Origin of the sequence: Labilithrix luteola (assembly GCF_001263205.1) — a bacterium.
GTDB lineage: Bacteria > Myxococcota_A > Polyangia > Polyangiales > Polyangiaceae > Labilithrix > Labilithrix luteola.
Genome location: NZ_CP012333.1, coordinates 10394070 through 10418249, shown reverse-complemented (window position 1 = coordinate 10418249; position 24180 = coordinate 10394070). Strand labels below are relative to the sequence as shown.

Below are 24180 nucleotides of genomic sequence, written 5' to 3'. Positions count from 1 at the left end.
GGGAGGGGAGGGCGCTGGTGCGCAGGATAGAGTACATCATCGGAGGCATGGCTATGACCCCGGAAGGTTGGGACGAGGAGAAGCTTGCCGCCGCTGCGCCGGAGATGGCGCGCGTGCTGCTCGAGTACGAGTGGACGGATCGAGACTTCAACGGCGCGCGATGCTGCATCGCATGCGGTCAGTACATGCCAAAACACCACGATGGGTGCGCTTGGGATGGCGCGCTTCGCAAGGCGGGCATACGACCGACGGTCACGGGCTAGGGCAGTGGTCCGCTACGCGTGCTTCATCTTCGCTCGTGACGAGCGCGGGGACATCCACCATCGCTACGTCGTGAGGGACGACGCGCGCCGCTACCGCGTCGAGACGACGGTCGTGCTGCACGAGTCGTTACTCGAGGATCGCGTGATCAACCAACGCGAGTGGTACGACATCGTCGAGTTGCGCAAGCTCTGGGCGCGCGTTCGGGTCGAGTCGCCCGGCACCTACGACGAGGCGCGCGCCGCCGGCTACTTCGAGCCCGAGGAGCCGACGGGGCCGCGGAGGGTCGAATCGACGCCGTCAGAGCGCTGGGAGTCGAAGCGGTCGCGCGACCGGCGCTAGGGTCTCCACGGCCGGAGTCTCGCCTCGCTCGGTCGGTCCGTCCTCATCCACTGGACGACGTCGTCGAGCTCCGCCTCGAGTTCTCGCCGTCGCCCCTTCGGGAGCTTGCGCTTGAGCTCGTCAAGGATCTCGACGATGCGATCGTCCACCTCTCCGCAACGCGCCTTGCTTGCCATGCTCGCCCATCGGCCGATTTGAGCGAAGGTTTCGTCGAAGACGCCTAGTTCTTCGACCACCCAAGGAAGCGCTGAATGCCGGCCGCGTCGTTGTACCGGACGCCGCTGTCGAGCCCAGCCTCCGCGTCGAAGTCACGACACGCTCGATCACCATCAGATCGATCGTCGTCGGTCAAGATCGCCTCGTCGCTCCCCGCAAGCGGGCCCGAGCCGCCTGGCTGTTCGCGCGCGAGGACGACCCAAACCTCTTCCAGCGTGAAACCACGCGGCACGCCGCCAGGGCAAGAAACGCTGTCGCGTTGCTCCGGCAAGATCTGAAAGCCCGACCCGGTTCGCCTGACGTCCACGCGCCCCGTTGGCTGCACCATGAGCTTGCACGACGATCGGATCTCGCGTGCGTGAGTTGCTGCCCGGCGCGCGAAGTCGAGTCGCTGTTTCGCCGCAACCTTCAACGACTCGGCTCGCTTTGGGCGCGTATTCGTGCACGCTTGGCGCAGGTCCTCCGTCGTCCGCGCGAGCTCCTTCGCCACCTTCTCGTTTGCCTCGCGACGACGCTGCTCGAGATCGCTCTGCATCTTCTCGACCGCCACCTGATCGTTCGCGGCGGTCTGACGAGCGCTCTCTTCGGCTGCGCGGCTCTGCGCTTCGGTCACGCCGCCACGCATCGCAGCGGCCTCCGCTTCGCGCTGTCTGGCGACGTCCGCTCGACGCTGCGCGGCGATCTCGGCCTTGCTCGGCACGACGGGCTCAGGCTCGCCGCACGCGGCCAAGATCACGAGAGCGGGGACCATCCACAGTTTTCGCATGGTCCTACGCTACCGCTTCACGAGTCGGCGCGAAACGCCTAGCCGTCGAGCGCGGGCCGACCGAGCGGCACCTTCGGGTGCACGCGTTCGAAGTCGACGACGATCTTCGGCTCGCTCGGTGGGTTCGGTAGGTCGGGCTCGGTCGGCGCTTCGCTCTCGGGCGTCCGCGTGAGGTCCTCTGGGTAGTAGAGCGCCGACGGGTCGCGAACGGACTCGACGACGGCCGCAGCGTTGCGGAGCATCGTCCGGTTGGCAGCGTTGCGCAATTTGACGGTGCCAGCGTCGTCGGCGATTCGGCACTCGATGGCGGCCGTGCGCCAGTCGCAAGCGCGAAGGGCCGCCTCGAGCCGAGGGAAGTGGAACGCCGGACCGCACGCCCACGCGAGCGACAGGATCGCGAGCTGCGCGTCCGCCGGCCAGTCGGGGAAGCTTGGGAACCGCGCCCGCAGCCGAGTCGCCATGTCGTCGAATTTTCGCATCACGACGACGCCAACCCCGTCCGGAGTCAGGCGCAACGTCGTCAGGTGTTCCGCTGCAAGGTGTCCAGCGTGCGCGAGGCAGACGCGGCCGCTCCCCTTCCACACGCATACGCGCGGGTCCCTGTAGTCGCCGCATGCCTGAGACTTGAGGCGAGCCCACGCCGCCCGGATCTCATCTCGCGATGCCGGGGAACCGTCCTCGTGCACGAGCGGCAAGGTGACGGCGAGCTCGACTGGGTCCACGAGGTTCCCGATCGCGATGGTGACTAGCCCCTTCGTGTCGAGGTAGAGCCACCGGACCGACCCCTCAAGCGGAACGGTGAACGGCACGAATGCAGCGCGGACCGAGTCACGAACCATTACGATCTCCGTTTTCATCGATCGGAACGAGAACACGCGACCCGAACCGGATCGGGTCGCCCGGAACATCGTCGAGCCGCACGTAACAGGCGCGCTCGCCGGCCTCCTCGAACGCCGCCACGAGCTCGCCTTCGAGCCCGTGGGTTGCCATCATTGGCGCGTTCACTCGCACGCGCGGGCGCTTCATCCGCCGCCCCGGAGAGCGTCGAAGACCTCGCGCGAGCGGCTCCGCTCAGGCAGAACGTCACGCACTCGCAGCGTCGTTGCCGATGGCGACGGGTGGCTGTCGATCAAGTCGGCGAGCCATCGGCCGATCGACGGCATCGCAGCCGCCAGCGCGCCGATGAGCGCCACGGCGGCGTCGTCGAGCGCCTCACCCATGGCAGGCCACCGTTAGCGCGGGGGCGAGCCTGAGGGCGTCGTCGACGACGGGTGGAACCGTGCCGCCGGCGGCCGTGACAGCATGCGAGATCGAGACGAGCGCCGAGACGCTCCGCGCGACCGCACACGGGACGTTACCGGCCCCGCCGCTCTCCCAGGCATCGACCGCCGACTCAGCGCCGAGCAGCGCGGGGCGGGCGACGTCGTAGGCGTCGGCGCACTTCGACGCGAGCCCGGCATCTTTCTTCGTTTCGGCGATCGTCGCGCACGTGACGTCCGCGACCTGCACCGCTTTCGCTAGCGTGACGACGACGGCGCGCGCGGTCTCGCGCGGCGTCTCCGCACTCGAGCGTAACGCCGCGCACGCCGATAGCGTGGGGAGGAGGAGGGCGAACGCCAACGCCAGGACCGGCGGCGAGCTCACCGGCTCGGCGCCCGGGGGTACCTCCCTACCGGTTATGAGCTGGCCGATTGCCTCGAGTCCCTTGGGGAGGTCCCACGTGACGGCGGCGACGAGCGCCGACATCGCCTTGGCGCGCTCAGCCGGCGCCGACGCAAACACCACACCCATCAGAGCGTTCGCCGCCTTCGGCGAGTCGACCGTGAACGCCGCGAGCAGCTTGAATAGCGCCCCGATCCTGACCGGATATCGAGAAAACTCCTCCCTCGAGCGCGGGTGAAAGAGCGCGGTGAATAGCGCCCCGAGGACCGACACGAGAACAACGGTGAGCCCGTGATCGAGAATGAATTGACGAATGCCTGACATATCAATGCCCCATGAGTGGAAGGATTACCGACTTCACGATTGCGACGATGGTGCCGACGACGAACGCGCCCGCGCCCATCGAGTAGAGGACGACTTTCGCGATTTGCTTCGCGTCGACGTTTCGAGCTACCTCGGCCATCTTATTGGACCACTCGAGGCGCGCGATGGCCTCCGCCTCGGCCGCCGACGTGAGCGTAGATTGCATTTGCTCGACGTGAACAACCATGGCCTTTTCCGTCGACTTAAACGTCTCTTTGAGCTCGTCGACAGACCGCCGATTCTCGGCGAACCCTTCGCGCACCGTCGTCTGCATTGACGTCCGGTCGTCCTCGAGCTTTTTGACGCGATCCGCGAGCGCCTCGAGCTTTCCGTCGACCTTCGTTTCGAGCTGCGAGTGAGCTTCGAAAAGGCGGTGGTCGGCTCTCGCGAGCGTCTCGAGCGCCTCCTTTGTCTCCGCACCGCGACGCGCGGACTCCTCGCGAATTACGCGAATCGCCTCTTTTGTCTCTCGATGGTTCGACTGGATCAGATCAGTGAGGATCGCCACAGAGCGGGTATCGATCTCCGCGGTCGGGCGCGTGTGGATGTCCTGATCGCTCATTCGAATTCTCCTCGCGCCTAAACGGTGCTCCACGACTGACGAGCCCACGCCGCAAGCAGCGCGTGATCGGCGGGACTGATGATTCCGTTGATGACGACGAAACAGCCCAGCGTTCCGTCGAATGCAGCGTCGTTCGTCTGATACGACATGCCGATCGAGTCGAAGCCATTGCCGGCGTCCTGGTAGGTCGTCGTGGCGTCGACCAAAGTGGCGCCCTGCTGAGTCGTACCGACCCAGGCTCTCAGCTCGGAGCTTCCCGGGCCGCCGGTGCCGTACTTCGTGTGCGTCCACCCAACGAGACGGGCCTGCCCGTCGTTCAGGCCAGAGCCTCGACGAAACTGCGTCCACGCACCCGTGTATTGGGAATAGGCGAGCTGTCCGCCATCAAATCCCGCGTTGTGATCGACGCTGCCCGTCGAATCACCCATCACCGTCAAGGGGACGTTGCCCGCATACGCGGGTGGCGAGCCGGTCGCCGCATGCTTCGACACCCAGAAGACAGACGTGCCTTGGTCGAGGGCCAGCCACGCACTCGTCAAACGCCCCTGAGGCGTAAACGTGATGCCGGGAACACCTGTCCCGAATGCATTCGTTGTGCGTGCGATCGAGCCGCTGACGTTCGCCGCCGTGTAGTCTGCGCCGGCAACGACGTCCGTAACCTTGCTGATGTTCGCCCCTGATGAAAGGAAGACGTTCTTTCGCGCGTCAATGTAGCGAGCTGCCCCCGTCACCAGGCCCGGATGCCAATACCGGATTAGGCCGTTTCCACTCGTTCCGCTGTTCTGAGTGTCGGGATTGGTGACAACGACATTTGCGATGCCAGCCGCGTGGGCCGGATTCTTACATTGCAATTCGCCGGATGAGACGAACGTTACGCCGGTTGCAGCCGTGCCGCCGATCGAGACCGTGGCTCCAGCCACGAAGTTCGAACCAAAGATCCTCTGTGTTCGACCGCCGCCGCCCGGGTCAACCGCGCTATCAAGTACCGACGTGACGATCGGCGCGGGTATGCCGGGCGAGATCCGCGCAAGCATCACCATCTTCACGCGAGCACCTTGCCGACCATGCCGGAACCGGCGCTCGACCCGTAGAACGTCGTATTCGCAGGCCCCGAGCAAATCTCCAGCGCATAGATCGTGTGAAGTCCCGCGGCGAGAGCTCCTCGGAACGATGCGCGGAGCGGCGTGTACATGCCGTTGGCCGTGATCAGCTGGCCACCGACGTTGGCGCTGCTGGCGGCACTGCCATCGATCCCAACACCTACGCCGACCGTCGGAATTCCCGTCGTGTTGTAGGACGCCTCTCCCATGACATCGACTTCGAGCAATGCCGGGTCGCCGGTGACGTACGAAAACGAGTTCACTGGCGACCCGTTGGACTGACGCCAGACCATCGCGCCGACACCAGCCCAGCTCGACGCCGTCTCCCTCGACACGACGGAACGCGGCTCCTTATTGCTTGCGTTCCACACATATCGCTTTGCGGCCGAGTCTTCGATCGTTGTCGCTCCGGTCGTACGAACCGTGCCCACGTATCGTCTCGTGAGGTCGGTACCCTTCAGGGGCACGCCATCCGGCTTCACAATCGCTGTTGCACGAGAGCTGTCCGTCGCCCATGCAACGAGCTCGAGAGCGAGCGCCGTGCCCGTCCAGTACGCGAACACGTCATAGTTCCTGTTCGCCGTCAGACCGGCGCTTGCGAGCGACAGCGAGACCTCCGGCGACTTGCGCATGCGCCACAACGTGCCATCGAAGAGAGCGATGGTCGTCGTCGTGTGAGGCGTGAGGTAGAGCGTGCTCGCGCCGATGACATCGCCGCTCGGAGTCGAATTGCCGGTCGCGAGCGAGAGACGATAGCCGTTGTGACTGATCGCGTCGGTCCGGAAGTCCAGCCACAAAGCACCGCCGGCACCGTCGGGGCCGAGGTACTGGCCGAGGCTACCCGTGCTGAGGTCGAGCACCGACACGAGGTCGAATCCGGTGCCGTCCGCTTTCGAGACGAGCGCCTTCGAGGGATTGCTCGCGATCTGGCCCGCGTTGATGCCGGTTCCGCCGTTGCCCGCCTTGAGCGTTCCGGTCACGTCCGAGCTCGCGAGGTTCACGGCGCTCGCGATGGCCTGCATGACGCCGTTGACGATGCGAGGGAAACCCGAGGCCGTCGGCGTCGTCGCCGTCGGACCGATCGTCACCTTCGTCGCCCCGTTCGCGGGGTCGTCGGCGACAGATACGCCAGTCCCCTCGAACGAGATCACGCCGCGTTGCGGGAGGTCCGCCCCGAGATACCGAAGCAGCGCGGGCGAGAAGAACGAGTCGAGCCAGGTACGAATGCCCATTACGGCACCACCTCTCCGGCTGCAGAAAGCCTCAGTCCGGGTATGAATAGATTGTTTGCGGCGGCGGCGTCGTCCGTTTGGACAATCGCCAATCCGTACGGACTAGATATTACCACGTTGGGGTGCCCACCCGCGACGCTGATTATGCCAGATGCGATCGACAAGCTTACGCCGGCGTACCGCCACGTCGCCCCATCATCGAGCGAATAGATAACCCGATTCGTATTGGCGTCGATCGCTACCCACGAGCTGTAAATGCCATTGTTCGTGGCCGCCTGGCCTACGATTGCCGACGTGGTCGACTGCCAGGCCAGAGACCACGTAACCCCATCATCGCGCGAGACGAATACCGACGACTGGACTGTGCTCGGAGCAGCATTTCTTGCGCTGCTCAACATCCAAACAGTGGACCCGTTGCCCTTGTCGAGACACCGCATAGTCGCCACGTCGCTCCGCGGGAATACGCTCGCGGTGGCGAGTGTGCTCCACGTGAGTCCGCCGTTCTCCGACCGGAGCATTAGCGTCCGCCCCGTCACCTGGTCGAAGGCGGCAGCGATGACGGTGCCAGTGACCGGGGAGACGCTCAGCGTTCGCGTTCGCTGTGCAAACGTGCCGCCGGAGAGCGTCGCCACGCGGACCCAGCTCCCGGCCGTTCCGTCGGGAGACCGGTAGATCGCTCCGCCGTCGCCAAGCCAAATGAAGAATCCCTTTGCGTAGGCGACGCACGAATACTCGGTGGATGCCGTCCCGAGCACGTCAACCGTCGTAGTGCCGTAGTTTCGATGGATGCGGTTGCCCTGTGTCGCAAAGACGGAGTTCCCGCCGCCGAATGCACCGTCGGTAATCGTTGCGAACGGCGGCGTTGACCATGTGGACCACGTCGCGCCGTCATCGGATGTGGTTCGGATCCCATCGATCCCCCAGATTGCCCACCACCTCTGTTGAGGGTCCCACGCGCCGCCCTGGACCTTCGTGGCCCCAAGCACGCTCCCCCCAACGGTCACGCTGGCCCCGACGATCTTTCCAGCCTGCCAGTTGAGCGCCTGCGCGCTCCGAATCGCGAGCGCGGCACTCTGAGCTTGCGCGTCGTCGATGCGTGACCTCTGCAACGCAATTCCGTCAGCCAGCTGCTGAAACGGAACGCCGACGCTCGCCGCGTTGCGCTTCGAGACTCCGTCGTCGGGAATCGTGATCCCGGCGCTCAGGTCCCCGTTTGCCGCTCGTCCAACGTAGGTGATCATGGCTCGTTCGTCTCCCAGTAGCGACACGTCTCGAGGTCGCGATTTCCGATCCAGTGCCCCCACGTTCCGTCAGGCAGAGACGCCGGGTTGTCCGGGTCGAACCGCGTCGGGTCCGTCGTAACGATCACGGTGCGTACGCGCTGGTGAGCGCTCTTCCACTGCGCGATATCAGCGAAGATGTCGTCGACGACGACGCGCGGTACGTCTTGCCCGAAGCCTTCGTCGCCGCCCCACACGTCGCCGTCCTCGCCCCACGCTGGGCAGTGCGGGAACTGGTCGGTGTAGATGACCACCCACGACTCCCAGTCCCACGAGGCACGCTCAGGGTATGAGACGCTGTCCCAGTCCCACGAGCTTTGCTTCGTCGTGATGCTCCCGTCCGCGTTCATCGTGACGAACAGACCGGAGCGCGAAATCACGCGGACGCGAGGATGGTCCTTGAGGTACTCGTGCACGCCGCGAGCGACCGCGCGATCTGAGCCGGCGTCCTTCCACCGAGCGATCCAACCGCGAAGTCGCTCGGCCCACGACTCTTCGGACTCTTCCTGACCGCGGCGAATACCTCGCTCGTCGGCAATCAGCGGAAGTGCCGTGGGCGTGCCTCTCGTCACCGCCGCGAGCTGTCCTTGCATTGCGACGTCGACGGCGGCATCGACGAGCAGCGCCACCGACCAGAGGAAGCGAAAACCGTAGGAGGGGGACTCGGGCCCATCGTCCGCCAGCCACGACGGGACGTATTCGCTCAGGTAGTCCCTGAGGTTCATCATTTCGTCACCCGTACGGTGAACGTCGTCACGTTCGTCGCGATTTCGTCCCAGGCAAGCGGGATGTCGGAGTCGTCCGCGAAGTCGAGATCGTATGCAGCAATCCCCCACGTGACGCGGAGGTCGCCGAGGAGCGCGCCTCGGATCGAGTCCGACCACAGGTACCCCTGCGCGCCGTCCTCTTTGCGAATGCCGCCGATGGGGTAGGTCGCAATGAATGCCGCCATTGCGCTCTCTGCGCGGGCCCGCACCGTGTCAGCGACCGCGTTCCTGCACCAGATCGTGATCGAGTGCGTCGTAGGAACCGGCGTAGCACCGGTAACGACCGCGGACGTTCCGCCGGGCCTCGCTTGCGCCTCGACGCCTGCTCGAACGGCGTCGAGCTGCTCCTCCGTTGGCGTGCCGCTGGCCGTTGCGCAAACGACGCGAACGGGCGACCCCGAAGGCGAAATCTCAACGCGCGTAATGCCCGCTGAGGTCCCGTCCGACATCTTCGCCGACCGTGCAGCCGATTCATAAGCGCTGCGTGGGCCGAGCTGCGACCACGTCCCTTTCTTTGCCCGTGCGCGCGTCGCGAGGCTGTCGTCGGACTCGGCATCGAGCCCTACGAACGCCGATTCATTCTCGACCTTCACGAACGCCAGAGGCGTTTCGAGGTCGTTGATCTCGCCGGGGGCCGCCGTGCTTCCCGAGCCCGCCGTAACAGCTTGGGCGTCGACGATCTCGTACGTGTTGGAGCCAAGCACGAAGTGTTGCGTGATGCGGTATCGAGCGCCCGACATAGTCTTTGCGATGACGGTGTCCGCCTCGCGCTCGTAGATCGCGCCGCCGCTGTTCGTGAGCTTCAGTTTGCCGGACGCAAACGTCGCCCCGATCTTGTCCTCGTCGTAGACGTCCTTTACATGGCTAGCGAGGTAGTCACCCCTTCCTAGGGAGAGGAATCCGCCGCGCGTGATGTCCGAAACGAGCGCGGCACCTTGCGCGCCGACCTGGCAAAGTGCACCGAGGATGCTTCGCGCGACGCCGCCAGGTCGCCACGATCGCGCGGGGATCTTCACCGTCTCGAGGACGCCCGCGACCTTGTCGTAGATGGCATCCGACGACGGCGGATTGATGAGGGCTTCGATGGGCAGCACGGCTACAGCCTCCGAACGCCGGAAGGCGTCATTGAGAGCGCGAGCTCGAGAAATTCTCCGTCCACTTCGACGGTCAGATCCAATCGGTACGAATCAAGCTCACCAGCGACAGGCGTGACGACGCACCGAGCGTCGGAGACTCGGTCGTGGAATGTGTCGCGCACGCCGATTTCGATGTCGGAGGCGAACGACGACGGGAGCGGTTTCCCAAGGTACTGCTCGAGACCGAACCCCCACCCCGGATCGAGCAAAAGCGAATTCGTATTAGTAATTAGCCAGTGGTAGATATCCTGGCCAAGCGCCTCGAGCGGCCCGACGTCACGCGCGAACGGGTCTAGGTCGTCATCGCACTTGATGTCGAAGTATTCGGTCACGACGACACCACTTTCGCGCTCGGGCAGTCCAGCGACAGCGCGTCGTTTGCGGTGCCGATTGCGGTCGACAGCGTGCCGATCATCGTTGCAAGAGCGGTCCCGGTGATGGTTCCAGTGACGCCAGCCAGCGACGTTTGCAGCGCATCGAACGCCGCCTTCGTGGCCTTCGCGTGGGCAACTACGGCGGGCGCGCGCGCGATCGGCTTCGCGGACGCCAAATCCCCGAGGGCGACGACGACAGCCTTCGCGCCCATCTGGAGCGAAGCGAGGGCGTCGAGCTCGAGCTCGACAGGCCGCCAGCTATTGCCCTCCGGCGCCTCGTAGAACGCGACGTAGGGCTTCGACATCTTCCCTTCGCGGAAGCCTACGAGCACCGTCGACGACGGCCGGAGCTTGGCCTTGTATCCGCTCGCGCCTGCCCAAATGCTCGTTGGCAACAGGTCCGGCATGCCTGGCGAGATCGCCTGCAACTGCACGCGGTCCCCTGCCATCGCGATCACGCGGTACTCGTAGAGGCGCGAAGCCTCGATCCGAGTCGCACGCCGCGCGATGGCGGAGATCGAATCGACGAACTCAGAGACCGTTCCCGCCTCCGGAGACGCCTCGACGAGCCATAGGGTTCCCGTGACGGACGCGTTTGCAACGTTCGCTTCGACCTCGCGGACGACGCGCCTTCCGAATCGAGGGTCGACAACGACCGTCCCTGGCTCGACGAGCGCGTCGGCCTGGAAGGACACCGTTCCCGCGGCGGGATCCCAATCGAGGACGAGCAGCGAGGTCGGCGATGGGAGCGGCGGACGGATCCCGACCTTCGTCACGCCGTCGAGGCCGACCCACCAGTCGACGCCGGCATCGGCGAAGATCTGCGAAGCGACATCCTCGCGGCGAGCGAAGTCGATGCCGAGCATCTTCGGCAGGAGCACGACAGCTGCCTCGCCGACCTCCGCCGCCGTCGTCGTCACGAGCTCGTCGAGCCGCAGACCGATGTCGGAGTGATACGGCTGAGCCCGGACAACCTTCGACCATCCGCCGTTCCCTCCGATGACGCGCACGAAGCGCTTCTCGGCGAATTCGCCGGAGTGCTCGGCGTCGATGGTTCCGCGCGCGGCGATGCCAGTTGTGGATGCAATGATCGCCGGACCGGTCGGCACGATGTCGCCCGACAGGGGAAGTTCCGCGACCCACGGCCCGCACCAGCCCGCGAGCCAGCGCATCGACGTTGCAACAAGTCCGTTGATCGTGAGGCTCACGGCGCACCTCCACCGGACGGAGTCACGCCCGACGCGCGAGCTCGAGCGGCGGCGTTGTCCTGCATCGCCTTCTCGAGCGCGAGGTCCGCGGCAGTCTTCGGCGGTTGCGGCACTCCCTTGTCGGTCGTGGGGATGGCTCCGCGCGGCTTGACGATCGCGGGGACTGGATCGCGGTATTCGAGGATTTCCGACGTCGACGTCCAGATCCCGTTGTCACCGCGCACGGGCTGTCCGAGCTTCTCGATGGCGATGGCCTTGATGTTCGCGTCGGTAAGGATGGGATGCCCCATCGCGACGACGAGCGGCTTCGTCAGCGTCGGCGGCTCCAAGAGCTTCTTGAACGCGGCCCACGCGATGAAGTGCTCGCGGCGCCAAAGGTCGATCGCGAGCGTGAATTTCGACAGGCCGCGACCACGAAAGCGCGTCGAGCCTCCGCTCATTCCGAAGGGCTGCTGGACGTCCCAGAGGTAGACGATGTCCGCTCCGGAGATGCGCGCGCGCCCGGGCGAGCGAACGCCCGCGACCGTCACGTAGTTAAGGTCTTTCGCGGTGGGGTCGATCATGCCGCTCCCCCTGCAAGCCCTTGCATCGACAGCGAGTCGCGGAGCGCGCGGGTGAGGCCGCCAAGGAACTGCGGCGACTGCATCGCCTGGATGTTGTCGACCGGCGCGCCGTTGATCTGGACGGTGATCGAGCCGACCCGCGGCGCTCCCGTCGACGTTGCCGGCGACGACGAGTTCGCCGTGGGCGCTTGGACCATGTTGGAAACGGCGGCGTTCGCTCGGCGCGATCCGCGCTCGACACCCTGCGCGTATCCCTCGGTCGTGAATTCGCCGTATTCCTTGAACACCTTCGACGGGGAGTGGATCTCCATCTTCCCCGTGAACGTGTCCTTCACCGACTTGGCGAGCCCGACGACGGCATCGATCACGAACTTGCGTTGACCGATGATGCCCTCTACGAGCCCGACGACGAGCTCCTTGCCGGCGGCAACCCACCCCTTCGAATCGAAGGCCTCTTGGAGTCGGGCCTTCATCTCGTAGACGTAGGTGCTGACTCGGAGCGCTCCGACGACGATCCACTTGAAGCCTTCGACGAGGAGCGGGATCGACTTGCCGACGATCTTCGCGATGTCCGAACCGGTGCCCTCGAAGAATGCCTTGATGGCCCGACCGAGCGGGGCCTCCGGTGTGAGCTGGCCAAATGCGTACTGGAAGCCCTTGGTCACGGGCTCGAGGTCGAGCCCGGATGCGAGGTGTTGGACCTGCTCGAAGAACTTTTTCGGAGCATTCTCGAGAGAGAACGCGTTCGCGATATTCAGCTTACCGAACTTCGTCTCGGCGACCTTCGCAAGCGCCTCCGAGCCGGCCTCGATCGATGCGCGCCCGCTGCGGAGCTCAGCGGCGGCCGCTGCGACACTCTTCTTCGTACCCTTCGCGTACTCTTTCGCGACCTCGTCAAAATTGATCCCCGTGCCCTCGAGCTCGAACTGCCCGATCGCCATCCGACCCATGCGGTGGTTGCGGGTGATGAGCTCCTGAATCTTCGCGCCGGCGGTCGCGTCAACCGCGCCCGTCACCTGCGCGACGGCGTTCATCGTGTTGACGACGTCCTTGCCGGAAAGGCGCGTTTTCAGCAGCGACTTGGAGAGGTCGTTGAGTTCCTCGACACCTTGCGGGACCTTCGAGGCGAGCGCGTTGATCTGGTCGCCGAGCGCCTTCGAGTCCTTCGCGTTGCCGAGCAACGCCTCACGTTGCCGGCCGAGTTTCGCGGCGCTGTCCGACGCTGCGAAGCCGAACGCGACAACCGCAGCGGCGGCGGCGCCGGCCCCGACGACCAGCGCGGCGTATCCCGTGGCGGCGAGCGACCCGACGTTCGCGAGCGACGAGAGGCCCTTTTCGGCGATGGGCGCCGCCTTCTTCCCGAGACTCACGAGGCCGCCGGCGGCGCGTCCGGTGAGCCGACCGAGGCCTCCGATCGCCCGCCCCGCGGGCGCCGCCATGCTAGCGACGCGTTTGCCGACCGGCGCGAGTGCCGTCGACACCTTCTTCGCGGCGGGACCGAAGACTTTCCCGAGCTTCTCCCCCACCGGCGCGAGTGCCGTCGACACCTTCTTGCCGACCGGCGCGAGCGCCTTGCCGCCCTTGCCGAGCAGATCGCCGCCGACTTCCTTCGCTCGCGTAGCGGCGCGCTTGAACGTCGAGGCCTTGTCGTATTCGCGGGCGGCCTTCGCGGCCTTCTCGTAGCTGTGGCCCTGCTTGTTCAGCTCAAGCGTCAGCGTTGTGACCGACGACTTCGCGGCGTTGATCCGGTCGCGAAGCTTCTTCTTTGCTTCGATGACCTCTTCAGAATTGCCCGTGAGCCGGCGAAGGTCGCCGCCGAGCGTCTTGATCTCGGCTTCGTACTTCTCGATCGTCTTCGCGGCGAGTCGACCCGACTGCGCGACGTTCTTCATCGACGAATCGGCGTTGCCGTCGATCGTGACTCTGAATTTCGCTTCGTTGGTCGACTCAGCCACGGATCTTCCTCATCGTGCAAGCGAGCACGGCGCACGCGGCCATCGCGTGCACCCGTTGATTGCTCGTCATCTGACGACCGCCGGCGAAGAGCTCAAACAGCGCGACGGTCGCGACTCCCTCGTGGTTCAGCGCCCGAAACACGAGGTCATCTATTTTTTTGATTCAGCCTCGCGAACGGACGAAAGCAGGCGGAAGGCTGCGGGAATCACGGCATTGCACACGCCGGGGTCCTCGGACATGAGCCGTTGCGCAGTGGTCGCGTCAGGCTCGACGAGGACGGCGAGCACGAACTGTTCTTGCTCGGCACGGTCGTCGGAGTTGCCTTCGATGACATCAAGCGCGACGTCGCTCGGCCGCCGGATGACGAAGTTACCCGCGTGCGTAGTTTCGACTACGGTGAAGTCTTTTCCGTACTCGCCGAGCTTCGAATTTCGCTTTCGCGCTCGAAGCGCTTCGAGGTGCTGGCGCTTCGCGGCGTCCGCCGCGGCCTTCGCTTCGGCATCGACATCTTTCTCGAGTTCGATGAGTTCGGCCAGTTCTTCCTTCGTCAGTTCCATTGTGATTTCCTCTCAAACCGCCGGCAGCAAATTGATCTTCGAGCGGCCGTTTTCGATGATGTAAGTGGGTTGGATCGTGTACTGCCGGACGAGCGCGCTACCGTCGTTTCCGACTGAGATCGCGCCGGCCGCGATGGTGCAATCGACGAGGAGTGCCGTGGACACGCGCAACTCTTCACGAGTGATGATCGGGAGTTGGAATACGGCCGCTGCGAGGTTTCCCTGCGCCGTCGCGATCGGGTCGAGAGCCATGATGATGGTCTCGAACTTGTCGCAGGCGTCGAGATAGACGGAAATCGAAGCCGCGCAACTGTAGTTGCCGTGTGCCTGACCGAGCGGCGCGCCGCCGTCGTTCATGCCCGGAACTAGCTCTTTTGCGACTTCGTCGGACCACTCAAGCGAATCGACTTCGGTGAGTCGAGCGAGCCCGTTCGGTCGAATCGACACGGACTTCCGCGTGAACATCTGCTTGTTGACACGAACAACGACGGGAAGACCCATGGTGTGACCTCAGGCGGCGGGAAGGGTTCGAACGAGCCCGGTCTTTCCCTTCAATTTCTTGAGGTATCCGAGCGGGACGATGGCCGTGGAGAACGAGACGGTGTCGGTGGCCAACACGTCATCGGTGCGCGACAGCGAGAGCTGAATTGCAGAGACTCGTCCGGAGTCCACGTAGAGCGAGCGCAATTCGGCATTGACTGATGCCTCGATCGCCGCGGCGACGTCCTCGCGAATCGTTCCGTTCTTATTGAGCTGCACTCCGGACGAAAGCCGCGGTTCGAGCTTACGGAACGAGGTCTCGATCACTCGATTGGTGATCGCCGAATGCTGGAAGTATCGGTAGTCGCTTCCAGGCCCCGAGAGCACGCGGGGGTTGTTGACGTAGGCGCCGGGGCTCGCGGGTCGGCCGCCCCACGTGCGGAGCGTCGTGAAGCCGAGGACGTCGAGGCCGGGAGTACGGCGCTCGTCGTGGTACTTCTTCTCGCCCGCGGCCGTCGTGAGGAAGACCTCGGGGAGCGCGCCATCGGACTTCGCCGCCGCGTCCTGCGAATCGTCGTTGATCATCGTGCGAACGGCGAAGCCGACGGACTGCGGACGACGCAGCCGGCGTCCGTTGATCACCATCTCGCACTGGTCGACGCTCGCGCTGACCTCGAGACTCTGAACATCCTTTCGGATGAGAGCCATCGCGGCGATGTAGTCCGCCACGGTCTCCGTCGCGCCGCGCGGGCGCGTGTTCATGATGACCTCGGGGTTCTTGCCCTCGGCGTGGAAGCTCGTTGCGAACGCGTTGCCCTGGGCGAGCATCGTCGCGTCGGCATCGGCGAGGACCAGCACCCGGAGCCACTCGCCCGCGTAATCGGTGAGCGCGTTGAACGAGTCCTCCAGATCCGACGTCCCGACCTGCGGCCCCTTGGTCGACACGGACCATGAGTCTCCCTTGAGCAGCGTCGCCGCCGCGGCCGCGAGCGTGAAAGAGACGCCGCCATCGCATGTCAGCGTGAGCGACGTTCCGAGAGCGGTTTCATCCGACCACGACACGCCAGCGTCGAGCGAGTAACGGAACGTGATCCCTGCGGTGCCGAGCGCGCCCCCAGTGAGGGTCTCGACGATGACGTCGTAATCGTCATCGGGTTTCGTGGCGCCCGCGGTGACCGTCACCGTTCCGTGCACCCCGGACGTGACGATGGTCCCGTACGAGCCAGGCATAGCGGGATTCGAGCGGATGAGAACGACGGGGATGCCTTTGCTGATCGCGTATGTCCCGATATGCGCGAGCAAGCCCGACTTGAAGGTCGAGAGCACGTCGTTCTTGCTGGTGAGCGCGGTTGGCTGATCGAACGGCCCCGCCGAGGCCGGCCCGATGATGGCCAGAATGCGATCGGTGTCCGAAGTAGCGGCGATGTTGCCGTCGGTCTTGTCATTGGAAACGCCAGGAATCATGAACGCCTCACGGGACTGGTTTGGGGGCTCCGGGCTTCGGAGCGGGGTGGGCCGTCGCGCTGTCGACGTCGGACAGCGGAACGTTGATTTTCAGCGGGACGATGAGCTCGGCGCCGTGGCGGCCGTGCTTTCGCTCGTCGTTCCACTCACCGGTTCCGAGGGCGTAGAGACCGGACGCGCTCCGAACGAACGACTGTTCGAGCGCCTCGAGTAGCGCGATGCACACGCGCCGGTGCGCGAGCATTCGCGTCGGGCTATCCGGGTCGAACCCTGCAATGTGAACTTCGAATGCGTAATCCAGATTGGAGAGCTGGCGGCCTTCGCCGTCGTCGCCGTCGCCGACCTGCGTCGGCGCGATGATGTCGAGGTTCGACGCCGTGACGAACGCGACGCGGTTCGATGTCGTCGGGCTGTAGTTGTCCTGCGCGACGAGCTCTTCGACCTCCTCGACGATCGGCGCGTCGATACCTTGTGCGGCGAACCAGGCACGGGCGTCGTCGACGATCTTGACGAACATCAGCCGCCCCCTTTCGTCGCGTCTTGGAAGACCCGCGCGGCCGTGTCCTTGAGCACTTCCGACACGGCGGCCGGAACGTCCGCGCCCGCGTCCGGCAGCATTTGCCGACGCGGCGCGTGAAACTTCGATTTCTTGCCGCTCTCTTCGCGTTGCTTCGCGGCGTGCTTGCGTCGGCGCTTCGCCTCTTTTGTCTGGCTCGAGCCGCCGGCGCCCCAGTTGTGGAAGACGTACGGCGCGCCGACCTTCACGGTGATGCGATTGCGCTGGGCGCTCGACTCGACCGCGTCGGCGGCCTTCGGGAGCGCACGACCGCCGTCGGCCTTCTCCGGCCACGCGTCTCCGTCGGGCGTCACGCCGCGCCGAGCGTTCTCGCGGAACACGTCGGCGACGGGCTCTTCAGCCTCGCGCGCAACCTGCTCGTTGAGCGTGCGAAGGCTCTCGATGCCGGCGATGAAGGCGTCGAGCGCTTGCTTACCGCCCACGGATCGCCTCCGCTTGGACGTCGGTCCACGTGTACGGATCCGCCTCGGAATAGAAAAGGGGCCCGCCCTTCTCGACACCGCTCTCGCTGGTGTCCTGTCGAAGCGGGAGCTCGTAGAGACCGTCTTTCGCGTCGGCGGCCTCCTGCAGCTTTTCGGCGACCTTGTCCGCCTGCTCGATGAGGTCCGAGGCCTGCGCGTCCGAGGGGTCCCATCCGCGTTTGCGGTACAGGTCCGGCGTCACGAGGGCCGCGAGCCAACCAAGGACGGTTTCGACGAATGGCTCTTTCAGAGAGACCGCGTATCGCTTCGTGAGCTTCGCGTTGATCTCCGACGTCCAGTAGCGGAGCCGCGCCTCGACGAACGTGCGCCATGCCGCCCGCAACGCCGGCGGAGAGGGCGGCAAGTGCGCGCCGTCGACGAGCGCATCGGGCGCGAGCCCGTACGCTTTGAGACCGTCGACGTCGAGATACGAGTTCGCGAGCGGCATGCTTCCAACGCCGCAAGCCCGCACCTCACTGAGAGGGCAGGCTCGGACGTCGGTGGGTGATGTCGTTAGCGCGTCGTCAGCGCGTCAGGTCGCTTTGACCTTGAAGATCAGTTCGGGCATGCCGTACGCGCCAGCGCCGCGGCCGTCGTAGTCCCACTGGAAGACCTTCTTGCGCGCAAGCTCCACCTGGGTGTCTGGGGTAAAGCTCGTGAGCGTGAACGGTTCACGCTGTTGCAGGACCGTCGGCCCGGTGAGTCCGGGGACCATCTCGCACGCGAGGTAGTAGTCGACGGAGTTGGCCGGCAGTTCGGCGGCGGAGTCGACTTCGATCTGGTATCGAGACAGGACGTTCTCGATGCCGTTCGCCGTCAGCATCTTCGTATCGACGACCTGGATCGCGCGCTGCGTGAGACCCGTCCCGCAAAGGAGGCGGCGCACGCGGAGGTTTCGCGGCTTGCCGTTCGGCCCCTTGAGCGCCTGGATGTATGCCACCGCACGCCAGAGATTCGCCGCCGCCGTGTCGAGACTGGCCGCGTTCGTGACGTCGATGGGACACTTCCCAGGCGACCCCGCGTTGGCCCCGACAGGAGCGACCTCGGCTCCGGTGAACAGGTTGGCGAACACGCCAGCGCTCGATCGGTAGAGGTGGACCGGATGCGCGGTCGAGAAGAACGGAACGTTGTCGTATCCGTTGGCGCTTTCGCCGGACGCGAGTAGCTGGAAGAGGAGATCCTGAGGCCATCGGGTGGCCGCTGCACCGATCTGCCGAGCCCAGCTCTCGGCGAACTTCATGGCGGATACGCCCCCGAGACCCGGGTTCGCCATGACGTTGTCGTTGATTTCGTTCTTCGTGAGGATGAGGCCGTCACCGAAGTTCTCGTTGACGATCTCGAGCATCGCCGCCGACATGTCGTCGAAGCGCTTGTTTCCGCCCTGCGATTCGTTGCGAATCTGAGCGGCCTCGATGATGAAGAAGAAGAGCTCGCGCAGAGTCGCCGACTGCTGCACGGACATGTACTTGTCCCAGAACAGGTTTCGAGCCTGATACTCGGACGAGCCGTTGATCAGCGTGCGGAGGTTGGTCTCGAAATTACCGATCCAAGTCGGGGTGATTTGCATGGCTCCGTCCCTTCCTCAGTCCACGTCCGTGACGCCGGTTCCCGACACGCCCTCGTCGACCCACACGCCTTCCGCCGTGACGTCGTAAACGACGCCGGCGGGAGCCTTCGCGTTGTCGCCGGTGACCGTCTGGTCATCGAGCTGGTAACAAACTCGCTCCCGGGCGGCGGTCGTCACCGCGGTCCCCGCGTCGTTGTTCTGGAGAAGGAGCGTGCGCTCGCGGAAGAAGCGAACGTTCGCGCTCTTCGCGCCAGCCGCTCCACCACTGTTGTCTACGGTCTCGACGAAGATGGCGTGGAGCACCAGCTCTGTCGCCGCCCCCGTTGCGGGGCAGTAAAAGCCGGTCGCGTTCACAGCAACTCGGCCTCCCTTGCGGGCGACCACGCCAGCGGCGAGCGGGCGCTTGTCGAAATCGACGATCCGGATCGAGCCGTCGCGCTGAGTCGTAATGGCAGCCATCAGACGGCTCCTTTCTTCGCTGCTCGCTCACGCGCGAGGGTCGGGGTCATCAGCGGGAAGGTGGTCACTCCGTTCTCGTCGATGCGCATCTCGGTGAGCGCGCGAGGAGACGAGAGGCCCATCGCGACACGCAGTTCCTCAGCCTCCTTGTCCGCTTCGGGCGAGGCGGCTACCTTCGGGTCGCCCACGGTCGGATTCACCGCGAGCGCAGCGCGCGCGGCGTTCACCTGCCCCTTAGAGGCGACGCGCGGCGTGCTCTTCACCACCTCGCGAAGGTTCGCGATCGGCAGCTTGGCGAACGAGTCGATCGTCTCCTTCGGGAGGTCCGAGCGCGACGCGAGAAGCGCCTTTCGCTCGTCGTTCTCCGCAACGATCGCGCGAACGTCATCGAGCGACACGATGCGCGCGGACGGCGCCGCCGCGTTCGCCTTGGCGGCCGGCTTGTCGTCCTTTTGCTCGTCGTCGTTCGAGTCGCCTTCGGCTTTGTCGCCGTCGTCCTTCTTTTCGTCCGACTCGCCTTCGGCCTTGTCGCCGTTGTCCTTCTTTTCCTCGTCGGCCTCGAGCGCGGCGAGTGCCTTCTTTGCGTCCTCGTCGCCTTCGTCGGCGGCCTTCTGCATCGCCTCTTTCCAGCCCATGCTTTCCTCCGTGGCCGCGTGGGCCGTGGTTTGGTTCGCCGGGCTGCTGACGAGCTCGGCAAAGGTTTGCACGCGGTCCGCGAGACCCGCGGCCACCGCTTTCTGTCCTACGAACACGCCCGCCTCGAGCGCGCGGACGGCGTCCGCGCCGATCCGTCGGCTCTCGGCAACGAGCTCGAAGAACCGCTCGGCCATGTCGTCGACGCCGGTCTGGACGGCCGCGCGCGCCTCATCAGAGAGAGCAATGTGCGGGTTGCCGTCGACCTTGCGGGAGCCGGACGCGATCATCGCGTAACCAACTCCCATCGCGCCGTCGAGCTTCGTGGTGTCCATGAGCACGTGAAGCACTCCGATGGAGCCCGCGACGCCGCTCGGCGGGATGACGATCTCGCTCGCGGCGCACGCCAACGCGTAGGCCGCCGACGCTGCGAGGCCATCGACATACGCGACGAGGCGCTTGCCTGCGGCTGCCGCTTGGTCCCGCATCTGCGCCGCGAGCTCGAAGCAACCGGCAACCTGACCGCCTGGGGAGGAGATCTTGAGCGCGATCGCGGGCGCGGCGCTCTTGCACGCCTCGACGAAGCGTTCCGCGATGCCGTGGTAGCTGTCGCAAACTTCGTCAACGTCCGGGTGCTGAACGAGCGGACCGACGACCTTGACGACCGCGAAATCCCCCTCGAGGTGAAACGGCTTCGTCGCCTTCGGTCCCGCCGTGAGTTCCATTCCCCACGCGTCGGCAGAGAGAGCCAGAAGGCCCATAGGAAGGAAGCGCTTCACGCGGCCTCCTTCATCGGCGCGGCGCCCTGCGCAGGCAGGCGGAGCGACGTCACCGTCGTTTGCTCGGTCTTCTGACGAGTCTTCTGACGGAGCGGGATTCGGAAGCGGAGAGCAAAGGCCTCGATGTCGATCTCGTGTCCGCTGGCGGTAGCCGCGGTCGTGAGCGCCGCGAGGGCCTGGCCTGCCTTTACGAGGGAGTCCGCATCGGCCGACCGATCCTGCGGAGGGGACACGTCCCACTCGACGATCGCGGACTGCTCGAGCGCGTCCTCATCCCATCGAGCGAGCACAAACTGCGGGATACCCTGCGTGTTGATCGTGTACGCCAGGCCATCGGCCGTGCCCTTGATCATGTCGGCACGAATCGAGGCGTGGATATCCGAGTTGCTGAACCCGGCGCCGCCGTCGACGAGCACCGTGGACCCCGACAGCGCGATCACAATGTCGCGGTCGGATTTCTCGATGGTCTTGAGGAAGCACTCGTATCCGACTCCGTTACTCTCGAGGAGCTTGACGTCATAGCCAGGCTCGAGGCCGAAGACGGTATTGATGCCCCACGCCATGACGGCGCGGAACCACGATTGCTTTTGCTTTTGCGAAGCGCCCGACGGGGAGACAGCCACGCGCGCAGGGTTCGCGAGCTTGTTTTCCCAGTTCGATTTATTTAGGCGCGCGTGCTCCTTGTCGATCCACGCACGGCCAATCGCGCGCCAGAGCCCATTATTCCACGGTGAGATCCTGCCTACCGTGTGAAGGACCCATCGCCCGTCGCCGGGCGTGATCGGCAGTAGGCCGATGACGGCGCGGTAGTACCAGCGGTTTTCGCTCCACCGATAGACGAGGAATTCCGGATCGAGGCGAACGAATACCGGGTAGTCGCGGCCCTCGACCGGGACCAGCTCGCCGACGCCGACGCCGAGCAGGATGACGTCTCCCGCGAAGGTCTGGAGTTCCTGCGCGGGAAACATCTCATCGAAGACCGAGCGCACGGAGTCGTGTCCGACCTCGAGGGCCTCGGTGATCTCGGGATTGCCGCGGAACTTCTTCGGCAAGCGAACGACGCCGCCGGCTCGAGCCTCGAGAACGCCAGCTACCGTACCGTCCTTTCGAACGGTTCGCATGAGCTGCGCCGCCTTCGAAAGGTCGCCCGTGTCCGCCATACGTTCGGCGTGTTCGAGGTCGGAAAGATTCCACCGCGTCTGCGTCGTAGGCAGCTGCGCGATCTGTCCGCCGTACTGCTCGCGGCGCGCATCGATCTCGGGGTCGCCCAAGGACGGCAGCGACGAGGCGCCTACGGCGGCCGTGAACGTCGAAATCCCCAAGAGCGCAGCGAGGCGCGTCCGGAGGCTCAAAGGTCACCCCACGCGCCGATCGCGTCGTACGGGTCGTGCGATGGGACCGGAAGCGCGAAGACGTCGTCGTCGACGGTGGGCGAGGCCGTACCGGAAACACCTGGTTTCAGCTCATGTGTGGACCCTCGCGTCGGCGCTCTCGAAGCCAACGCTTCGCGGGCCCGCGAGACGAACTCGCGCACCAACGCAACGCCCGGATCGTGGCGCTCTCCCATCGATTAGGAAGCTGCCACACCGATTATCAACGCCACGAATAATCATCAAAGAAGCGAATTCAGATCTTCGGCGAGCTCCGCAAGTAGGTCCGGATCGCGCTCTGCGAGCTTGTCGACGATGCGCTGGAGCGCGTCGTTCCACACGCCAGGCCACGCCGACAATGGGATGTCGAACGCCCGGCGGAGCAAGTCCCTCTGGTCCGGATCGGGTACGCGCTTGCCGCTCACCCATGACGAAACCGTCGCTTGCGACACGCCTACTCGCGCGGCGACGTCCTTCTGTGTCCCCTCGACGGCCCCAAGCAAACGGGCTCCCTCCGACCGCATCACGCTACCCCCTGGTACGGATCCATGGCCTGAGCCGCGTCCCACATGTCCAGCTCTTCGACGTCGTCGGTGGCGCCTACGTCCTCGCCGCCCACGCCCTCGGCGTCGTCGTCGTGGTACGCGCAGAGCGTGAGCGAGTCGAAGCTGTCGGGCGAACGGTCGAGCTCTTTTCGGAGTGTCTTCTTCCCGACGATCTTCGCGCGCCCGTTCTCGATTTCGATGACGCGAATCCTCGCGAGCTCTTCGAGTAGCTTCGGCTCGTTCGGGATGCCCAGGGTGCGGAGCCGGGCAACAAGTGAGATCGCCAGGTCGTCACGGACCTTGTCGATGTCCGCCGATCGCGCCCGCTCAGAGCCGCGCACGCCGATCACTTCGAACAAAGCGTCAGGCTTCTCCGCCTCGGCAACGAGGGCGTTGTAGACCTTCGCGCCGACGTCGCCGTCTCGGTCGACGACGACGAGCGCCTTTCGCCGAACCGACGAGTCACCCACGTTCGAACGGTGGTTTCGGATCTCTTGAATCATGCCGTTGACCTCGACGACATGACCATCCGCGCTCAACCCACGGCGTCGACGAATCCAAAGCACCTTGTCGCCACGGCGCGGCGCGAACGAGCTCTCGTCGCCCATGCCGGTCTCTCCGGCGGGGTCCACTCCGATGACGATACGGCCGGCGGCCTTCGCCTTCGCCCACCGCGCGACGGCTGCATCCACGAGGCCCTTCGAGTAGAGCCGCGACGAGGCAAGGTTCGCTGCCTCGCCGAGCACGTGAATCTTGAACATGGGCGAGTCCTCGCCCCACTGTTTTTTGCGCGCCTCGATCCATTCGCGCGTCGCCATGCCCGGCACGATCGATTTGCCGTGCACGACGTTCGGGCTCTGCATGCTCGACAGGCGGATTACGTCGAAGTCGAGCTTGCCGGAGAAGCTGTCGAAGAAATACCCCTCGTCGCGCGTCGGATTGCCCGTCAAAATCAAATCGCCGCCACCGGCGAGATTGCCTTCGAGGGCAACGAAAGTGTCATCTTCGATACCGCTCGACTCGTCGCCGATGACGCGCATTTTCGGGGCTCGGAGTCCCTGGAAGGCCTCGGGCGAGTCTCCGACGAGCCCGATGATGAGCGAGCCATCAAAGAACTCGGCTCCCGTTGATGCGAGCTTTGCCACGTTCATGCACACGGGGACCGGCGCGCGCGCCAGGATCTGGCGAAGCTCGCGCCAGAGGATGCGCTGGATCTGCTTGAAGGTCGGCGCGGTGAAGATGACGAGGGCGTTTGGCCCCTCCGTTGCAGCGAAGTGCAGAGCGAGCCCAACGTCGAGCACCGACTTTCCGGTCGCGCGTCCGCTCGGGACACTCACGCGGCATCCGCCGTTCGACCGCTTCCGCGTCGTCGCCTCGAGCACTTTGATTTGCTGCTCGCTCGGCTCGAGCCCGAGGACCTCGCGGAAGAACTCGACAGGGCGCCCCCTGTAGAGGCCGAACGACACCGGGTTCGCAGAGACGACGCGGCGAAGCATCCGC

General features: G+C 65.2%; 29 protein-coding genes and 1 pseudogene. 2 read left to right on the top strand and 28 right to left on the bottom strand.

All coding sequences use genetic code 11. The features are described from left to right. The first annotated feature begins 47 nt into the window (after positions 1 to 47). Together AKJ09_RS44960 and AKJ09_RS44955 are read left to right on the top strand one after the other, a co-directional pair. The gene (locus AKJ09_RS44960) at positions 48 to 263 is read left to right on the top strand and encodes a hypothetical protein (RefSeq protein WP_169928394.1); all 216 of its coding nucleotides are present in this window, start codon (positions 48 to 50) and stop codon (positions 261 to 263) included. Positions 264 to 267: 4 nt separating this feature from the next. Next, positions 268 to 603 carry a hypothetical protein gene (locus AKJ09_RS44955; RefSeq protein ID WP_146654014.1) on the top strand — a complete coding sequence of 112 codons (336 nt, stop codon included), beginning with the start codon at positions 268 to 270 and terminating at the stop codon, positions 601 to 603. 220 nt (positions 604 to 823) lie between these two features. Here AKJ09_RS44955 and AKJ09_RS44950 read toward each other — a convergent pair whose 3' ends face one another. The 28 genes and pseudogenes from AKJ09_RS44950 to AKJ09_RS44825 all read right to left on the bottom strand — a co-directional run bounded on the left by AKJ09_RS44950 (position 824) and on the right by AKJ09_RS44825 (position 24176). Then, positions 824 to 1585 carry a hypothetical protein gene (locus tag AKJ09_RS44950; protein ID WP_146654013.1) on the bottom strand — a complete coding sequence of 254 codons (762 nt, stop codon included), beginning with the start codon at positions 1583 to 1585 and terminating at the stop codon, positions 824 to 826. 38 nt (positions 1586 to 1623) lie between these two features. Beyond that, positions 1624 to 2424, bottom strand: coding sequence for a hypothetical protein (locus AKJ09_RS44945; RefSeq protein WP_146654012.1), 801 nt, complete (start codon positions 2422 to 2424; stop codon positions 1624 to 1626). Further along, positions 2414 to 2578, bottom strand: coding sequence for a hypothetical protein (locus tag AKJ09_RS53795; protein WP_169928392.1), 165 nt, complete (start codon positions 2576 to 2578; stop codon positions 2414 to 2416). The genes AKJ09_RS44945 and AKJ09_RS53795 overlap by 11 nt, the downstream gene beginning before the upstream one ends. Before the next feature lie 29 nt (positions 2579 to 2607). Beyond that, a complete protein-coding gene (locus tag AKJ09_RS44940) occupies positions 2608 to 2805 on the bottom strand; it encodes a hypothetical protein (RefSeq protein ID WP_146654011.1) in 198 nt (65 codons plus the stop codon). After that, positions 2798 to 3571, bottom strand: a complete 774-nt coding sequence (locus AKJ09_RS44935) for a hypothetical protein (RefSeq protein ID WP_146654010.1) — start codon at positions 3569 to 3571, stop codon at positions 2798 to 2800. Before AKJ09_RS44935 ends, AKJ09_RS44940 begins: the two co-directional genes overlap by 8 nt. A 1-nt stretch (position 3572) precedes the next feature. After that, positions 3573 to 4172 carry a hypothetical protein gene (locus tag AKJ09_RS44930; RefSeq protein ID WP_146654009.1) on the bottom strand — a complete coding sequence of 200 codons (600 nt, stop codon included), beginning with the start codon at positions 4170 to 4172 and terminating at the stop codon, positions 3573 to 3575. Between the two features lie 17 nt (positions 4173 to 4189). After that, positions 4190 to 4903: a hypothetical protein gene (locus tag AKJ09_RS44925; protein ID WP_240488842.1), complete on the bottom strand. Its 714-nt coding sequence runs from the start codon at positions 4901 to 4903 to the stop codon at positions 4190 to 4192. 27 nt (positions 4904 to 4930) lie between these two features. After that, positions 4931 to 5206: pseudogene (locus tag AKJ09_RS56450) on the bottom strand (IPT/TIG domain-containing protein); the annotation flags it as partial. An 8-nt stretch (positions 5207 to 5214) separates the two neighbouring features. Continuing rightward, positions 5215 to 6504, bottom strand: coding sequence for a hypothetical protein (locus AKJ09_RS44920; RefSeq protein ID WP_146654007.1), 1290 nt, complete (start codon positions 6502 to 6504; stop codon positions 5215 to 5217). Next, complete coding sequence (locus tag AKJ09_RS44915; RefSeq protein ID WP_146654006.1) at positions 6504 to 7745, bottom strand: sialidase family protein; 1242 nt, start codon at positions 7743 to 7745, stop codon at positions 6504 to 6506. Before AKJ09_RS44915 ends, AKJ09_RS44920 begins: the two co-directional genes overlap by 1 nt. After that, positions 7742 to 8512 (bottom strand): hypothetical protein, encoded by a 771-nt coding sequence (locus tag AKJ09_RS44910; protein ID WP_146654005.1) that lies wholly within the window; start codon positions 8510 to 8512, stop codon positions 7742 to 7744. The genes AKJ09_RS44915 and AKJ09_RS44910 overlap by 4 nt, the downstream gene beginning before the upstream one ends. After that, the gene (locus tag AKJ09_RS44905) at positions 8509 to 9645 is read right to left on the bottom strand and encodes a baseplate J/gp47 family protein (RefSeq protein WP_169928391.1); all 1137 of its coding nucleotides are present in this window, start codon (positions 9643 to 9645) and stop codon (positions 8509 to 8511) included. The genes AKJ09_RS44910 and AKJ09_RS44905 overlap by 4 nt, the downstream gene beginning before the upstream one ends. 2 nt (positions 9646 to 9647) lie before the next feature. Next, positions 9648 to 10019, bottom strand: coding sequence for a hypothetical protein (locus tag AKJ09_RS44900; RefSeq protein ID WP_146654003.1), 372 nt, complete (start codon positions 10017 to 10019; stop codon positions 9648 to 9650). Further along, complete coding sequence (locus tag AKJ09_RS44895) at positions 10016 to 11269, bottom strand: hypothetical protein (protein WP_146654002.1); 1254 nt, start codon at positions 11267 to 11269, stop codon at positions 10016 to 10018. Before AKJ09_RS44895 ends, AKJ09_RS44900 begins: the two co-directional genes overlap by 4 nt. Next, on the bottom strand, positions 11266 to 11832 hold the full coding sequence (locus tag AKJ09_RS44890) for a hypothetical protein (RefSeq protein WP_146654001.1): 567 nt from the start codon (positions 11830 to 11832) through the stop codon (positions 11266 to 11268). The genes AKJ09_RS44895 and AKJ09_RS44890 overlap by 4 nt, the downstream gene beginning before the upstream one ends. Further along, positions 11829 to 13787 carry a hypothetical protein gene (locus AKJ09_RS44885; RefSeq protein WP_146654000.1) on the bottom strand — a complete coding sequence of 653 codons (1959 nt, stop codon included), beginning with the start codon at positions 13785 to 13787 and terminating at the stop codon, positions 11829 to 11831. The genes AKJ09_RS44890 and AKJ09_RS44885 overlap by 4 nt, the downstream gene beginning before the upstream one ends. Positions 13788 to 13937: 150 nt before the next feature. Beyond that, on the bottom strand, positions 13938 to 14345 hold the full coding sequence (locus AKJ09_RS44880) for a hypothetical protein (protein ID WP_146653999.1): 408 nt from the start codon (positions 14343 to 14345) through the stop codon (positions 13938 to 13940). Between the two features lie 12 nt (positions 14346 to 14357). Then, the gene (locus AKJ09_RS44875) at positions 14358 to 14846 is read right to left on the bottom strand and encodes a hypothetical protein (RefSeq protein WP_146653998.1); all 489 of its coding nucleotides are present in this window, start codon (positions 14844 to 14846) and stop codon (positions 14358 to 14360) included. Between the two features lie 9 nt (positions 14847 to 14855). Beyond that, positions 14856 to 16289, bottom strand: coding sequence for a DUF2586 family protein (locus tag AKJ09_RS44870; protein WP_146653997.1), 1434 nt, complete (start codon positions 16287 to 16289; stop codon positions 14856 to 14858). Between the two features lie 7 nt (positions 16290 to 16296). Beyond that, positions 16297 to 16806 carry a hypothetical protein gene (locus tag AKJ09_RS44865; RefSeq protein ID WP_146653996.1) on the bottom strand — a complete coding sequence of 170 codons (510 nt, stop codon included), beginning with the start codon at positions 16804 to 16806 and terminating at the stop codon, positions 16297 to 16299. Further along, the gene (locus AKJ09_RS44860; protein WP_146653995.1) at positions 16806 to 17288 is read right to left on the bottom strand and encodes a hypothetical protein; all 483 of its coding nucleotides are present in this window, start codon (positions 17286 to 17288) and stop codon (positions 16806 to 16808) included. The genes AKJ09_RS44865 and AKJ09_RS44860 overlap by 1 nt, the downstream gene beginning before the upstream one ends. Then, positions 17278 to 17775, bottom strand: a complete 498-nt coding sequence (locus AKJ09_RS44855; protein WP_146653994.1) for a hypothetical protein — start codon at positions 17773 to 17775, stop codon at positions 17278 to 17280. Before AKJ09_RS44855 ends, AKJ09_RS44860 begins: the two co-directional genes overlap by 11 nt. An 84-nt stretch (positions 17776 to 17859) precedes the next feature. Then, positions 17860 to 18894, bottom strand: a complete 1035-nt coding sequence (locus AKJ09_RS44850) for a Mu-like prophage major head subunit gpT family protein (RefSeq protein WP_146653993.1) — start codon at positions 18892 to 18894, stop codon at positions 17860 to 17862. Between the two features lie 15 nt (positions 18895 to 18909). Further along, positions 18910 to 19353 carry a hypothetical protein gene (locus AKJ09_RS44845; protein WP_146653992.1) on the bottom strand — a complete coding sequence of 148 codons (444 nt, stop codon included), beginning with the start codon at positions 19351 to 19353 and terminating at the stop codon, positions 18910 to 18912. After that, on the bottom strand, positions 19353 to 20765 hold the full coding sequence (locus AKJ09_RS44840; RefSeq protein ID WP_146653991.1) for a S49 family peptidase: 1413 nt from the start codon (positions 20763 to 20765) through the stop codon (positions 19353 to 19355). The genes AKJ09_RS44845 and AKJ09_RS44840 overlap by 1 nt, the downstream gene beginning before the upstream one ends. After that, entirely contained in the window at positions 20762 to 22117 is a 1356-nt protein-coding gene (locus tag AKJ09_RS44835) for a phage portal protein family protein (protein WP_146653990.1), read from the bottom strand. The genes AKJ09_RS44840 and AKJ09_RS44835 overlap by 4 nt, the downstream gene beginning before the upstream one ends. A 260-nt stretch (positions 22118 to 22377) precedes the next feature. After that, on the bottom strand, positions 22378 to 22659 hold the full coding sequence (locus AKJ09_RS44830) for a helix-turn-helix transcriptional regulator (RefSeq protein ID WP_146653989.1): 282 nt from the start codon (positions 22657 to 22659) through the stop codon (positions 22378 to 22380). Next, positions 22659 to 24176, bottom strand: a complete 1518-nt coding sequence (locus AKJ09_RS44825; protein WP_146653988.1) for a hypothetical protein — start codon at positions 24174 to 24176, stop codon at positions 22659 to 22661. The genes AKJ09_RS44830 and AKJ09_RS44825 overlap by 1 nt, the downstream gene beginning before the upstream one ends. Positions 24177 to 24180: the final 4 nt, after the last annotated feature.

Bases quoted from the DNA above. Each gene is read 5' to 3' on its own strand.
- AKJ09_RS44825 (WP_146653988.1), bottom strand. From the start codon at position 24,176: ATGCTTCGCCGCGTCGTCTCTGCGAACCCGGTGTCGTTCGGCCTCTAC.
- AKJ09_RS44960 (WP_169928394.1), top strand. From the start codon at position 48: ATGGCTATGACCCCGGAAGGTTGGGACGAGGAGAAGCTTGCCGCCGCT.
- AKJ09_RS44850 (WP_146653993.1), bottom strand. From the start codon at position 18,894: ATGCAAATCACCCCGACTTGGATCGGTAATTTCGAGACCAACCTCCGC.
- AKJ09_RS44950 (WP_146654013.1), bottom strand. From the start codon at position 1,585: ATGCGAAAACTGTGGATGGTCCCCGCTCTCGTGATCTTGGCCGCGTGC.
- AKJ09_RS44930 (WP_146654009.1), bottom strand. From the start codon at position 4,172: ATGAGCGATCAGGACATCCACACGCGCCCGACCGCGGAGATCGATACC.
- AKJ09_RS44910 (WP_146654005.1), bottom strand. From the start codon at position 8,512: ATGATGAACCTCAGGGACTACCTGAGCGAATACGTCCCGTCGTGGCTG.
- AKJ09_RS44940 (WP_146654011.1), bottom strand. From the start codon at position 2,805: ATGGGTGAGGCGCTCGACGACGCCGCCGTGGCGCTCATCGGCGCGCTG.
- AKJ09_RS44855 (WP_146653994.1), bottom strand. From the start codon at position 17,775: ATGCCGCTCGCGAACTCGTATCTCGACGTCGACGGTCTCAAAGCGTAC.
- AKJ09_RS44915 (WP_146654006.1), bottom strand. From the start codon at position 7,745: ATGATCACCTACGTTGGACGAGCGGCAAACGGGGACCTGAGCGCCGGG.
- AKJ09_RS44920 (WP_146654007.1), bottom strand. From the start codon at position 6,504: ATGGGCATTCGTACCTGGCTCGACTCGTTCTTCTCGCCCGCGCTGCTT.
- AKJ09_RS44935 (WP_146654010.1), bottom strand. From the start codon at position 3,571: ATGTCAGGCATTCGTCAATTCATTCTCGATCACGGGCTCACCGTTGTT.
- AKJ09_RS44865 (WP_146653996.1), bottom strand. From the start codon at position 16,806: ATGTTCGTCAAGATCGTCGACGACGCCCGTGCCTGGTTCGCCGCACAA.
- AKJ09_RS44830 (WP_146653989.1), bottom strand. From the start codon at position 22,659: ATGCGGTCGGAGGGAGCCCGTTTGCTTGGGGCCGTCGAGGGGACACAG.
- AKJ09_RS44875 (WP_146653998.1), bottom strand. From the start codon at position 14,846: ATGGGTCTTCCCGTCGTTGTTCGTGTCAACAAGCAGATGTTCACGCGG.
- AKJ09_RS44890 (WP_146654001.1), bottom strand. From the start codon at position 11,832: ATGATCGACCCCACCGCGAAAGACCTTAACTACGTGACGGTCGCGGGC.
- AKJ09_RS44945 (WP_146654012.1), bottom strand. From the start codon at position 2,424: ATGGTTCGTGACTCGGTCCGCGCTGCATTCGTGCCGTTCACCGTTCCG.
- AKJ09_RS53795 (WP_169928392.1), bottom strand. From the start codon at position 2,578: ATGATGGCAACCCACGGGCTCGAAGGCGAGCTCGTGGCGGCGTTCGAG.
- AKJ09_RS44880 (WP_146653999.1), bottom strand. From the start codon at position 14,345: ATGGAACTGACGAAGGAAGAACTGGCCGAACTCATCGAACTCGAGAAA.
- AKJ09_RS44845 (WP_146653992.1), bottom strand. From the start codon at position 19,353: ATGGCTGCCATTACGACTCAGCGCGACGGCTCGATCCGGATCGTCGAT.
- AKJ09_RS44870 (WP_146653997.1), bottom strand. From the start codon at position 16,289: ATGATTCCTGGCGTTTCCAATGACAAGACCGACGGCAACATCGCCGCT.